The organism is Alistipes sp. HGB5, assembly GCF_000183485.2.
Lineage (GTDB): Bacteria > Bacteroidota > Bacteroidia > Bacteroidales > Rikenellaceae > Alistipes > Alistipes finegoldii.
In genome coordinates, this window is record NZ_AENZ01000052.1 from 79,744 (window position 1) to 92,753 (window position 13,010).

At 57.0% G+C, this 13,010-nt stretch carries 7 protein-coding genes; all 7 read right to left on the reverse strand.

The features are described from left to right. Positions 1 to 12: 12 nt before the first annotated feature. From HMPREF9720_RS08990 to HMPREF9720_RS09020, 7 genes are read right to left on the reverse strand one after another with little or no spacing between them, the layout of a single operon-like run. The gene (locus tag HMPREF9720_RS08990) at positions 13 to 1,881 is read right to left on the reverse strand and encodes a DUF5017 domain-containing protein (RefSeq protein ID WP_009598002.1); all 1,869 of its coding nucleotides are present in this window, start codon (positions 1,879 to 1,881) and stop codon (positions 13 to 15) included. Positions 1,882 to 1,894: 13 nt separating this feature from the next. Beyond that, positions 1,895 to 2,896: a DUF5017 domain-containing protein gene (locus HMPREF9720_RS08995; RefSeq protein WP_009597941.1), complete on the reverse strand. Its 1,002-nt coding sequence runs from the start codon at positions 2,894 to 2,896 to the stop codon at positions 1,895 to 1,897. A 23-nt stretch (positions 2,897 to 2,919) separates the two neighbouring features. Then, positions 2,920 to 4,518 (reverse strand): RagB/SusD family nutrient uptake outer membrane protein, encoded by a 1,599-nt coding sequence (locus HMPREF9720_RS09000; RefSeq protein WP_240945792.1) that lies wholly within the window; start codon positions 4,516 to 4,518, stop codon positions 2,920 to 2,922. A 12-nt stretch (positions 4,519 to 4,530) separates the two neighbouring features. After that, positions 4,531 to 7,689: a SusC/RagA family TonB-linked outer membrane protein gene (locus tag HMPREF9720_RS09005; protein WP_009597910.1), complete on the reverse strand. Its 3,159-nt coding sequence runs from the start codon at positions 7,687 to 7,689 to the stop codon at positions 4,531 to 4,533. Between the two features lie 33 nt (positions 7,690 to 7,722). Next, positions 7,723 to 9,498, reverse strand: a complete 1,776-nt coding sequence (locus tag HMPREF9720_RS09010) for an L-fucose isomerase (protein WP_009597957.1) — start codon at positions 9,496 to 9,498, stop codon at positions 7,723 to 7,725. A 19-nt stretch (positions 9,499 to 9,517) separates the two neighbouring features. Continuing rightward, entirely contained in the window at positions 9,518 to 11,497 is a 1,980-nt protein-coding gene (locus tag HMPREF9720_RS09015) for a glycoside hydrolase family 32 protein (RefSeq protein ID WP_009597976.1), read from the reverse strand. Continuing rightward, positions 11,494 to 12,981, reverse strand: coding sequence for a sodium:solute symporter (locus HMPREF9720_RS09020; RefSeq protein ID WP_009597978.1), 1,488 nt, complete (start codon positions 12,979 to 12,981; stop codon positions 11,494 to 11,496). Before HMPREF9720_RS09020 ends, HMPREF9720_RS09015 begins: the two co-directional genes overlap by 4 nt. Positions 12,982 to 13,010 lie beyond the last annotated feature (29 nt).

Below are 13,010 nucleotides of genomic sequence, written 5' to 3' on the forward strand. Positions count from 1 at the left end.
GATTCGTTGTTGTTAGTTGACACGGATGTTGAATTCTTTTTCGAGTTTGAGTTCGCCGGCCAGGGTGGTTACGGTGGCGACTACTGTTGTGACATATTCCCCCGGCTGCATGAAGACATGGGAATATTTTTCCGGCTGTTCGCCGCTCGCCGATTTGACTGTCATTCCGGTGTCGGCCGGGGCATGTTTGGGGGCGGGGCGGTAGATGGCATGGGTTATGGCCCAGGCGTCGCGGTCGGTCGTCGGCTTGAATGCCGCCTGCATACGGATTACGGTCGTGCCACCGCTGGAGACGCCTTTTTTGCAGATATTCGTGTCCTTACCCTCGGCATAGGATGCTCCGTTGACGACTTCGATCTGTTCCTGCGCCTTTCCGACGACGGAGATCAATGGTGTAGGAGCCTCGTTCGGGTAGCAGCTTTGCGACTCGACGGAGTAGATCTGGAACCAGGTGCGTCCGTTGCCTTTCAATCCGGTTTTTTCATCGACGAAATCGGCGTCGTAAGTGTCCACGTGGTAGAAAAATGCAAAATAGACGGGCGTGTCATAGTCGGGGAACCAAGAGGTTATGTCGGCGACACCCGAGTCATAAGGCTGGGTGATCGCATTGGCCTCGGGGTCGATTGCGGCGCCCGAGCTGACGCTGATATAGGGTGGAAGCTGGAATTGCGGGGATACGTCGGTCCAAGAGGCCTTGTTGATTGCCTCTTCGGTATACTCTCCGTTGAAGTTGGTCGAATAGCGTACCGTGGCGCAGTTGCGCTGCATGCCGTTGATGTAGATGGATTTGAAATTCATGTTTACTGAAGACTCTTGCAATTTGCCCTGCGTAGCGTAACGGTATTCATGGCCTGTTTCACCGGACCAGAATGTGATTTTGTCGGCTATGCCGCTGAAAACAAAGTCGATGCTTTCGCCTGCGTTGCAGCTCAGTGTTGTCGGGACGACGTTGAATTCGTCGGTCAGTCTAAAATCTTCCAGCGCGAGTTCGACGGACTTAACATAGTGCATGTTGGATTTGAAATCCACTTTACCGGGAAGTGTGAGCGTATTGACCGAGTTGTCGATGGCCGTGACTTCCAGGGTGATGTCGCCGTCGGGATGGTTTCCGGGTGCGACTACGAAGTAGAAACTGCGCTCCGATTTGGCTAACGAGGCTGTTTGTCCGAAGGTCATCGTGACGGATTTGCCGCCCTCGATGATGTCGATCCGTCGTTCAACAGCGGTAAGATCCGTCGTGCCCCGGACGATGGCGAGGTCGGTCGCTGCCGATGTGATGCGGATCTGTTTCACGGGAACCTCTTCCAACGAGGATGATGCCGCCATTTTCAGCTTCAGTTCCACGATGGTATAGAGGTTTCGGAAATTGAATCCGGCTCCCTTCGCCGGATCTGCAATCCGTACCGGAGCGGCGGTCATGAATCCATAGCGTGCAAGGTGGTCCGGCGAGCCAGCCGTGAGTTGCTGTTGTTCGGCGGGCAATACGATCGGCAACGCACCCGGCGTACTCTCGTTTGCGGCGGGATCGTAGGGGTAGTAGGCGTAGAACTCGCTGCCTGCGGCTACGTTCTGGTAGGCCTGCCCGTAGGTCGAGAACCGGAAGACGCAATTGGCGGCGTCCTCCGAATCGGGATATGCCGTATAAGCATAGTTGTCGCCCAATGATCTGTCGTCCTGAATACCGTATATACCGACTTCGTCGCGGTCCGTCCAACGGAAGGTCAGCCCGTCATCTTCTACGATGGCTTCGGTGCGTGTTTTGGCGACTCCGGCTGAAAAGGAGAAATAGTTTTCCGTATTGTCGCCGGGGATCGGGGCGTCCTGGCAGCCGGCGAGCATGGCCGTGGCCAGCATGCTGAATAGGAAGATGTTGTTTTTCATAACTTAATTGGATTTAGTCGTTCCATTCTCCCGGATCGGGCGGTGTGATGCCGCCGCTGTCCTCGACGACGGTGAGCGTAAGTTGGCGTATGGCCTCCTTGCGCCCGTAGACACTGGAGTTGATGCCGACGAACGTTACGGTGTAGGTTCCCGGCTGTTCGAACGTATGTTCGTAGGTCGAGGGCATCGGATCGGCTGTCGATTTGATTCCCTCTGCCAGATCCGGTCCCGTGTTGATGTCCGCCTGCCGGTAGAAAGGTCCGCCGATCACGTAACACTCTTTTGGGGTCTTGGGATAGGCGTCGCAGTACATCAGGATACGGGTTGCGTTGACGTTGGGATGCTGTTTGCCGTTGTCCTCGAACGATTCGGTCTCCACGACCTGCCAGTTGCAGTCGACGAATGGATAGAGCGTGCTGTTGCCCGCTTCCGTTACGCCGTCTATGCGGAAGTTTTTGATGAGCCATTGCGTGCGCGGATTTCCCTGTCCTCCGTATAACGAGGCGTCGTAGGTATCCACGCAGTAATGAAACATGAGATACATCGGGGTTTGGGCGTCGGGAAAAAGTTCGTTGATGCTCACTTCGCCCGATGCGACGGTCTGGTTGATGTCGGTTGGCATTTTAAATCGGTCGGTAAAATCGGTCCAGGTTGCACTCGTTACGTCTTCGACCGTGTAAACTTTGTCCGCGCCGTTGAAATCAAACGAGTAGCAGAATGGCACACGCGACGGGTTGCCGTGTCCGGGTGTCCCGTTGGGATTCTCGGTCGAGAAGGTGATGAACATCGTCGTCGGTGTGATCCGGTCGGTGGTTTTATAAGCATAGTCGTTCCCGAGTTCCCCGGAGTAGAACGAGATGAGGTCGGTATTGCCCGAGATGCTGAAAACGACGGGTGTGCCGGCTTTGACGGTCGTTGAGGCCACCGTAACTTTGAAATCGGGGGAAGATACCGACCCTTTTTCGCAGGCTGCGGCCAGCAGCGATATTCCGATGAATGCTATGATTTTTTTCATGGTTCTGAAATTGTCGGTTGGGGTTAGAATCCTTCGTTTTGCACCAGTCTGCGGTTGACTCCCAGTTCATACGACGGAATCGGCCATACGATGTCGCGGCGGGATACGTTTCCGTAATAGAGGCGGGCGGCCACATAGTAGGACGACGTGTAATGGTCGGGAATCGTGGACCGTATGGCTTGCATGCGGTCGTATAGCTCTCCCCAGCGCACGAGATCGTCTTTGCGCAGCAGCTCGAAGCCCAGTTCGCGGGCGCGTTCGTCTTTGATTTCGTCGAGCAGTGCCGATTTGCCGGCCTGTTCCAGATCGACGGCCGGTGCGGGTGTATGGATGTCCAACCCGTGACCGCGACGGCGTATCCTGTTCAGGTATTCGTAAGCGTCGGCAAGTTCCTGGCTGTCGTCGTTATCCGGATCGGCCGCAACAGCCTCGGCGTACATCAGCAGAACGTCTGCATAACGCAGTACCGGGAAATTGATTGGAGTGTATTGCGAGTCTTTCGGATTGGAGAGTTCGTACTCCCGTCGGAATTTGCCGCAGAAGCGCATCCAGTAATTGTTTGCGCAGTCGATTTTCTCCCCGGTCTTCCCATCGTAAGAATAGGAGGCGATGGTCCAGTCGCGCCGCAGGTCGTCTTTGTCGAACAACTGATAAAAATACTGCGAGGCGCGGATCGTGCCCAGGCTGCGGCCCCAGTTGTTGATGTCGATGCTGTAAGCGATGCCGTTGATGCGTCCTACCTGTCCGGCTGTCGTGGTATAGGTCGACTGGTTGTTCCCGTAGAATTCCACTTCGAAGATCGATTCCCGGATGTCGTATTCGTCTTGGATGAGTTTTAGGAAGACATCTTTGTACGATGGATTCAGTTCGTGGAATTCGTAGCCGATGACTGTGGCGGCATACTCCTTGGCTTTGGCATACATTCCTGGTTCGTTGAGCGGATTACCGGCCATATAGAGCGCTACGCGGGCGAGAAGTCCGTAGGCGGCCGATTTGCTGAGTTCTCCGCCTCCTGTAAGTGTCGATGCGTCGGGTAGCAACGGGGCAGCCCATTCCATCTCACGGATGATCCACCTGTAAACTTCGCGCGGATCGGATTGCGGAATTTGCACGCTTGTTTTGTTGCTGTCTTCGGGAACTTCGGTGATGAGCGGAATATTTTTGAACCGGATGACGAGCATGAAATGGTAGTAGGCTCGCAGGAACCGGGCTTGAGCTTCGATTTTCGTGCGGATTGTCTCATCCATTTGGGGCTGGCCGATGTATTTGAGTAGCATGTTGGCTCGTCCGATACCGCTGTACAAGTCGCGCCAGTAGCCCAATATCTTGGCGTCGGCCGAGGAGACGTTGTAGTAACCGACAGAGCTTTCGTCGATCGAATAGCGTTCGTATCCCAGATCGGCCGTCAGGCCTACGCGCCCCAGCATATTGACGCCGTAGACCGAGTTGTTGGCCAGTGTCGCATAGACGCCGAGCAAGGCCGACTGGAGTTGTTTTTCGGTTTTGTAGAATTCACCGGGCTGAACGAAGTCTTCGGGTTCGGTGTCCAGTAGCGAACACGATGTGAAGAGCATTATAGCCACTGTTCCGGCAAACAGGGCATAATATAATGTGTTTCTCATGGTCGTAAGCATTTAGAAGATGAGTTTGATGCCGCCGGTGAAGATGCGGTTGCGGGCGTATGCCGAGTAGTCAAAACCCGGGGTGAGCGCCGTATAACGGGTCGATACCTCGGGATCGAGTCCCGAATAATCGGTCCAGGTGAAGAGGTTCTGACCCGATACGAAGATTTCGCAACTTGCAATGTGGAGTTTGCGGATCCAGTTCCGGGGCAGTTTGTAGCTGAGTTGTAGAGTTTTCAGGCGCAGGAACGAGCCGTCTTCGATCGTTCGCGAACTGTAAACGCCCGAAGGCCCCTGGCCGTTGGTACGGAAATTCCGGCTTGTCTGGTTTTCTGGCGACCAGCGGTCGGCGTAGGAGGCGTACTGGTTGATGTTCTTGCTCAATGCGTTGCCTTCGAAAATGATGCGGTTGGCGTTCATGATGTCATTACCGTAGTTCCATTGGAAGAAGACGTTCAGCGTCAGTCCTTTGTACGTGAAGTTGTTATTGAACCCTCCGGTGTGGATCGGTTCGCCGCGGCCGATGACAACGCGGTCTTTGTCATTTACAACCCCGTCGTTGTTCTGGTCTACGTACTTGATGTCTCCCGGCTGAATCTTGTCGCGCTCCTCTCCGTTAGTGGGAACACCTTTTTTCAACGTATAATTTCCGCTGCTATCGCAGTCAAAATCGTCGAGACCGTAGACTCCGGCCCATTCATAGCCGTAGAATTGCGCCATGGGTTGTCCGACCTGTGCGATGTAGAGGTAGGAACTGTTGTAGTCAGCCGTGAAACTGACTTTCGAAAGCAGGAATTCTTCACCTTCGGTTAACTCCATTACCTTGCTGCGGTTGAAACTGATATTGAAATCCGAGGACCATGTAAAGTCTTTGGTCTGGATGTTCACGGTGCTTAGCGATAGCTCGATACCCTGGTTGCGTACGGCGCCGACATTCTTAAACACTTTGGTATATCCCGAACTGTATGGCATGTTGGCGTTGAGCAGCAGGTCGGTCGTGTTCTTCCGGTAGAGATCGACGGTGAAATTGAGCCGGCTGCGGAACAATGAAAGGTCGTAACCGATGTTGTACTGCGTGGTCGTTTCCCACGTCAGGTCGCGGTTGCCGAGGTTGTTGGGAATGTAGGCTTCGCCCGGCGTAGCGTTCCCGATCGAATAGTAGTCGGACATACTGATCGAAGGGTAGGCCGAAAAGTCCCCCACACGGTTATTTCCGGTCATGCCGACGCTCACGCGCAGTTTGGCCTCGTTGATCCAGCCTGCCATGCGCAGCCATGGCTCTTCGCCCATGCGCCATGCAAAAGCCCCCGAGGGGAAATAACCCCATCGGTGTCCGTCCATGAACTTCGAGGAGCCGTCGGCACGGAACGAGGCCGTGAACATGTAGCGGGATTTATAGTTGTAGTTGACGCGCACCAGTGCCGACATGAGTGTGTTCTCCGACAGGGAGACGTTCGTCGCGTAGGGAAGTCCGTCGTCCATACCGCTCAATCCCAGCCCCTCGTCGGGGATGTTGGTGGTCTCAAATCCGTATTTTTCCGTCGTAGTGCCCTGCATCGTGAAGCCGACCATTACGTCGAAGTTGTGTTTGTTGTTGTATTTGCGTTTATAGGTCAGCACGTTTTCGTTCATCCAGTCGTTCCGGAGGTAATCGGCGACCGAGGCATTTACATTCTTGCTGTTGTTGGGACGGGGATAGCCTTTGTAGGATTCCGAATTGTTGAATTCCGTCGTTCGGGAGTTGTATGATGTGTAACCGCCGCTAATATTGAGTGTCAGGCCTTTTGCCAGCGTGATGCCCAGTTTGGCATTGGCCATAAAGGTCGTGCGTTTCTGGTGTCGGTTTTCGTTCATGGTGGTGATGTAGGGATTCATTACGGCCGAGTTGCTGCCGTCGAAATCGTCGTCGAAGAGATCGTCGGTGCTTTGGTGTGAAAGCATCACGGGCCGGAAGGCCCACGTGCGGTACATAAGGTAGGTGGCGTAAGAGTTGGATGTGGAGAGGGCTGACGAACTGGTCTGGCCGCTGATCTTGTCTTGAGTGTAGTTGGCGTTGAGCGACAGCTTCACGGCTTTGCTGATTTGCTGATCGAGCGATAAGCGGCCCTGGTATTTCTTGTAGCCGGAATTGACGATTACGCCCGGTTGGTTGCTGAGCGATGCCGAGGCGGCGTAACGAGTCATTTTGTTACCGCCCCGAAGCGATACGTTGTGCATGTGGACGAATGCCGTGCGAAAGATCTTGTCCTGCCAGTCGATCGCCCGGATGTTCCGGTAATCGTCCAGCGTACGGCCTTCATTGGTCAGGAAGGTCGCATAGTTCGACTCGTCGCGTTCGATCATGTAGTTGACATAATCGTAGGAGGACATCATGTCGATCTTTTTCGTTACCGACTGTACGCCGAAGGTTCCCGTGTAGGAGACGACGGCGCGTCCGACCTTTCCTTTTTTTGTTTCGATGATGATGACGCCGTTGGCGCCGCGCGAACCGTAGATCGCTGTTGCCGAGGCGTCTTTGAGAATGGTCATCGACTCGATGTCTTCGGGGTTGAGCGCTGCGTTCGAAAAGTTCTCGATGGGGAATCCGTCGATGACGTAAAGGGGCGAATTGTCCTGCGTGAGGGAGTTCGTGCCGCGGATCACGATGTTGAAATCCGTGCCCGGTTGTCCGTCGGACGAGGAGACGTTGACGCCTGCTACACGGCCCTGCAAAGCTTGGTCGAACGATGTGACGGGGGCTTTGATCAGGTCGGTGACCTTGACGACGCCGACCGATCCGCTGACGTCCTTTTTCCGTTGCTCGCCGTAGCCAACTTCGATCACCACGGCGTCGATTTCTTTGGAGTCTTCGGCCATTGTGACGTCGATTTTCGTGCGGGTCCCGACAAGCGCTTCCTGCTGGGTATAGCCCAGCAGACTGAATTCAAGCACGTCGCTTGAGGCGGCGTTAATGGTGTATTTGCCTGCATTGTCGGTCGTCGTGCCGGAGAACGTGTCCTTGATGATCACGGTTACGCCGATGAGCGGCTGTTTGTTCTTGTCCGTTACCATACCGGATACGGTGATTTTGCCCTTTGGGGCGGGGACCGCCAGGATCGGGCCGATGCCGACCGTCAGGCAGACCGCGGCCCACAAAAGGCGAAGTCGTTGCGAATATAGAATTTTCTTCATAGATGGAAGTTTTAAGGTCTTTTTTTCAATACGCTACCGGTATATCGGTCCGTAGTTGTTGCAGGCGCGGTAGTCGGCCCCTTCGGGATCGGAGCCGAAGGCGGCCCAGGCCGAAGGACGGAAGATCTTCTCCTCGTCGATGTTGTGCATGCAAACCGGAATGCGGAGCATCGCGGCGAGCGTGATGAGATCGGCTCCGACGTGACCGTAGGTGATGGCTCCGTGGTTGGCGCCCCAGTTGTTCATCACGTTGTAGACGCTTCGGAAGGCACCCTTGCCCGTCAGCCGGGGTGCGAAATAGGTCGTGGGCCACGAGGGGTCGGTGCGTTTGTCGATGTGCTCGAAGATCGCACGGTCGACGTTCACGGCCCACCCTTCGGCGATTTGCAGCACCGGACCCTGGCCTTTTATCAGGTTTAGGCGGCACATCGTCACCGGCATGTCGCCGCGCGTGAAGAACTTCGACGAGAAACCGCCGCCGCGCATGTATTCGCGGCCGGCCGGGTGCCAGGTCGTCGCTTCGAGGCACCGTTCGGCCTCCTGTTCGGTGATCTCCCAGAAGGGTTTCATCACGGGGTTGCCCTCGGCGTCGGACATCGCGCCCGAGGCGTCCAGCGTGCTGCTTCCCGAGTTGATCAGGTGGATGATGCCGTTCGCGGCCTTGCCCGTCAGTTTCCTGCCCGTGGCGCGCTCTACGGCTTCGGGGCTCCAATAGGTGCGTACGTCGGAGAAAAGCTGCGCCTGATTGGTCAGCAGGTGCATGAAGAGCATCGAAACGCCGTTCAGCGTGTCGTTTTCGGTGGCGAAGGTGTAGGCTTCGCGGATGCCGTTCCAGTCGAACGACGTGTTGAGGATGGCCTCCGAGAAGTCGCCGTCGGGGCGGAAGTCGGTCCACTGGCGCTGGCCCTGGAAACCTCCGGCAATGGCGTTGTGTCCGGCGGCCTCCTCTTCGAAGCCCATTTCGGCGAGTTTCGGATTGCCGACCATCAGGTCGCGGAAGATCATCGTCATCTTGACCACATACTCCCACACCTCGTCTTTCTTTTCGCGCGAATAGCGGAGGTGTTCCGGGTTGAGGTCCTCGCCTTCGTGCGTCTTGCAGTGCTTTTCGACCCAGGCCATAGCCCGTTCGAACTCCTCCTTGTCATAGATGCCCAGTTCGATGCGGCGCGCGATCTCCGAGCAATCGACGGCTTCGTTGCGCATGCCCAGATACTCCTGGAAAAAATCGGGATCGGGCATCGAACCGGCGATGCCCATCGACACGGAGCCGATCGAGAGGTAGGATTTGCCGCGCATCTCCATGACGGCGACGGCCGCGCGGCCGAAGCGCAGCAGCTTTTCCTCCACGTCGGGGGTGATGCTGTTGTCGTCCTGCTCCTGCACTTCGGAGCCGTAGATGCCGAATGCGGGCAGCCCTTTCTGGTTGTGTCCGGCCAGCGCCGAGGCGAGGTAGACGGCTCCCGGACGCTGGGTCTTGTTGAAGCCCCAGATGGCTTTGGGCATCAGCGGGTCCATGTCGATGGTTTCGGAGCCGTAGCACCAGCAGGGGGTCACCGAGAGGACGGCTCCGACGTTGTTGTCGCGGAATTTGTCGGTCGCGGCGGCCGCTTCGGCCACACCGCCGATCGTCGTGTCGGCGATGACGCATTCGACGGGTGCTCCGTCGGCATAGCGCAGCTTCGCGGCATAGAGTTTCGCGACGCTCTGGGCCATGCCCATGGTCATCTCTTCGAGGGATTCGCGGATACCGCCGCGGCGGCCGTCGATGATCGGACGGATACCGATTTTAGGATGTGAATTTTTCATGATTGTACGTTTTAAGATTTTATCTGTTTTTGTAAGTTTTATGAATTTCGTGAGTTGGAAGTCCGTCGGCAGATTGCTGCGATCGGGTTCCATCGGCGGATCTTCGTGTCTGCCGGGACGCATCGGTCCAGATGCTTTCCATCCGCCAGGCGTCGAGCGAAAGTATTTCGGCACCGTTGCCTGCGGTGCGGACCGAGATTCCCTTGCTGTCGTCCCGCTCGGGATAGGTTCGCAGCGTAACGCTTTGCCGGTCGTTGACGAAGACTTCGACGATGCTTCGGTCGATGAACACCCGCAGTTTCAGTTTTTCTCCTTTGGCGAATGACAGTTCGGCCGTTTCCGGAGGCCGGGATGCGAAAAGAGGGGAACGTGAACCGTGGGTATTGTCTATTGTGATGGTACTGGTGGGCGTGTGGTTTTCGTATTCCCGGGTCGGTTTTCCCATGTCACGTTGGAAAAGAATCCGGGTGTGTTCCTGTCCGTCCGGGGAGCGGAGGACGGACAGTTCGAAAGTTTTTGTTTTCCCGAGGTCTATTTCCATCGAAATTTCCAGGGCATCTCCCGTTATTCCGTCCAGTATGGTTTCCTGATTGGCGAGCACGGCGATATGTTCCAGCCGAATGTGATCGCGGCGCAGCGATTCCACGGCGTCCCAGGGACGGACGCGCAGGGCGCCTTCCTCCCATGTCAGAAGGCGCGGAAGGGTCATCATCTCGGAAAAATCGTCTTTGCGGGGGAATCCCGGATTCGTGTTGAACAGGACGACGATACCCCCTTTTCCGTCCGGGCAGGCCGATGGTGCATGTATGCCCCCTCCTTTGGCGGGTCCGTGGTTGAAATTTCCTCCGTCCGTGACGATGAACTTCTGAAGCTGTGTGTCGTAGTTGCCGATCAGGTATTTGCCTCCGCTTTTGTGGCTGAAATGAAGGAGGATGTGCTCGTCTCCGTTACCGATGGGATAAAAGTAGGGACAGGCTCCGTCGTCGCCCACGAAAGCATAGGGATCGGCGTCGATGAACGGATGGAGATACTCCCAGCGGAGAAGATCGGGCGAGCGGTAGAGGTATTCGGCAAACATGCGCTTGCCGTCGGGACCGGAGTCCGAGTAACCGCCCAATATGGCGTAATAGAGCTTGTCGCAGTACCACAGAAACGGGTCGCCGCCCCGGGCGAAGACCGGCTGTTCCTTTTCGGGATCGAGATCCGGAATGACGGGATTGGCTGCCGGTTTGCGCCAGTTCAGTAGCAGGGGGTCGCGCGAGACAGCGACCATCTCCCCCTGCCCGACACCCCGGTACATGGCGATGACGCTGTCGCCCTGAATCAGCGTCGAACCTGAATATACCCGTTCTTCGATGGAAGGGGCGATGGCGATCGGAAGGTCTTTCCAATGGATCAGGTCGGGACTGTAAGCGTGGCCCCAATGGGCAATGGGATTCTCGATGGGATACGCCTGGTAGAACAGATGCCAGTTGCCGTTCCAATAGCAGAGTCCGTTGGGGTCGTTCAGCCGCCCTTCCGGGGCGGAGAAGTGGTAGAGCGGGCGGTATTTGCCCGACGAAAGTCGTTCCCGCGTTTGAGCATAGCGGTGCAGAAGCGGATTTCCGGTCAGCTCTTGCAGCTGGTCGGATAATCCGTCGCTGAACGTGTACATCGTGACCCTGTCGGCGGCAGGCGTTTGCTGCGCTGTCGCCGAAAGTCCCGGAAGAAGGGTCGTCAGTACGATGAGGAAAAGCGCGATTTGTTTTATAATCGAGGCGCGCGAAGGCACGCTCTGCGGCGAGGTGGCGTAGGCGCGGTTGAAGCGCACTCCTTCGGAGGCGAAACGGTCGAGATTCGGCGTCCGGATGTCGGCGTTGCCGTAACAGCCGACGGCGAAGGCGCTCTGGTCGTCGCTCAGCACCAGCAGGATGTTGGGCTGTTTCTGGGCCGCCACGGCGGCGCTGCCGCCCAGGACGCCGCCGCAGAGCAGCAGTCCGGTTTTCAGTCGGGTTTTCATGCGTTTTCGGCTTTGCGGTTCGTGAGTTTCGTGAGCAGGAAGCCCGTCAGGAAGATGACCGTCGTTCCGAAGACGATGGTGAGGTAGGTGTGCAGCGGGCTGTGGAAACGGTAGAAGGGCGAACCTTCGTTAATCAGCGGCGAGAGGCTCATCCAGGCGATGGTCAGCAGTCCGAGGATCACGGCGACGACCGCATGGGCCCGGCGCACGGTCTTGCAGACGACGCCCAGCAGGAACAGCCCCAGCATGCCGCCGCTGAAGATCGACGCCAGTTTCCACCAGGCGTCCAGCACGCCGTCGATGCGCATCATCATCAGCCCCATGATGATGCCCAGGGCTCCCACGACGAACGACGTGGCGTAGAGCACCCGCATGCTCTTTTTCTCGGAGAGTTCCTTTTTCGAGAGCCGCTTGGCGAAATCCGTCAGCACGATCGTCGCCGAGGAGTTGATGCTCGTGGCGATGGTCGACATGCCGGCCGAGAAGAGCGAGGCGATCACGAGGCCCGTGAGGCCCGTAGGCAGTCCGTGGACGATGAACCACGGGAAGACCTGGTCCGAGGGCGTGCCGGCGGGCAGCAGTTCGGGACGCGCCGTGTAGTAGGAGAAGAGCGCCGTGCCGATGTAGACGAAGACCAGCGACACGGGTATGTAGAGCAGACCGCCGAAAAGGGTCGACTTCACGGCTTCGGCCGTCGAGCGGGTCGTCATGTAGCGCTGCACGTAGTTCTGGTCGATGCCGTAGTTCTGCATGTTGACGAACAGTCCGTAGATGAGCACCACCCAGAAGGTCGGTTCCGTAAGGCTCGCGCCGAAGCTCCCGAGGCTGAACTTGCCGTGTTCCGAGGCTATCGCGAAGAGCTGTCCGGGACCTTCGGGCATCGTGAAGGTGAGGATCGCGGCGCAGGCGACGGCCCCGACGATGAGGATGATGCCCTGGATGGCGTCGGTCCAGACCACGGCGGCGATGCCGCCCAGCAGGGTGTAGATCAGCGTGGCGATGCCCGTGCAGATGATGATGGTCTGGATGTCCCAGCCGAACATCGTGTTCAGCGGCAGGGCCAGCAGCAGCAGGATCGACCCCACGCGGGCGAGCTGCGTCAGCAGGTAGCAGACCGCCACGTAACAGCGGGCCCAGTAGCCGAAGCGCATTTCGAGGTAGTGGTAGGCCGAGACGCTGTTGATTCCGCGGTAGAGCGGGATGAAGACCTTGGCCGCGAGCCATGTGGCGATGGGGATCGAGAGGCTGAATACGAAGGGGTTCCAGTTGCCTTTGTAGGCGTCGCCGGGAAGTCCGAGGAAGCTGATGCTGCTGACGAACGTGGCGAAGATCGACATGCCCACGACCCACGTGGGCAGCGAACCTTCGGCGGCGGTGAATGCCGCGGCGCCTTTACGGCTGCGGAAGTAGAACGAGCAGCCGAAGAGGGCGACGCCGCCCACGAAGATGAAGAAGACGAGGTAATCGAGTATGGTTATCTCCATTTTTTGTCGGGTTAGGTAGTTCGGTCGTG

What these genes read in the sequence shown, in the direction of transcription:
- HMPREF9720_RS08990 (WP_009598002.1), bottom strand. Translation starts at nt 1,881, where the DNA reads ATGAAAAACAACATCTTCCTATTCAGCATGCTGGCCACGGCCATGCTC.
- HMPREF9720_RS08995 (WP_009597941.1), bottom strand. Translation starts at nt 2,896, where the DNA reads ATGAAAAAAATCATAGCATTCATCGGAATATCGCTGCTGGCCGCAGCC.
- HMPREF9720_RS09000 (WP_240945792.1), bottom strand. Translation starts at nt 4,518, where the DNA reads ATGAGAAACACATTATATTATGCCCTGTTTGCCGGAACAGTGGCTATA.
- HMPREF9720_RS09005 (WP_009597910.1), bottom strand. Translation starts at nt 7,689, where the DNA reads ATGAAGAAAATTCTATATTCGCAACGACTTCGCCTTTTGTGGGCCGCG.
- HMPREF9720_RS09010 (WP_009597957.1), bottom strand. Translation starts at nt 9,498, where the DNA reads ATGAAAAATTCACATCCTAAAATCGGTATCCGTCCGATCATCGACGGC.
- HMPREF9720_RS09015 (WP_009597976.1), bottom strand. Translation starts at nt 11,497, where the DNA reads ATGAAAACCCGACTGAAAACCGGACTGCTGCTCTGCGGCGGCGTCCTG.
- HMPREF9720_RS09020 (WP_009597978.1), bottom strand. Translation starts at nt 12,981, where the DNA reads ATGGAGATAACCATACTCGATTACCTCGTCTTCTTCATCTTCGTGGGC.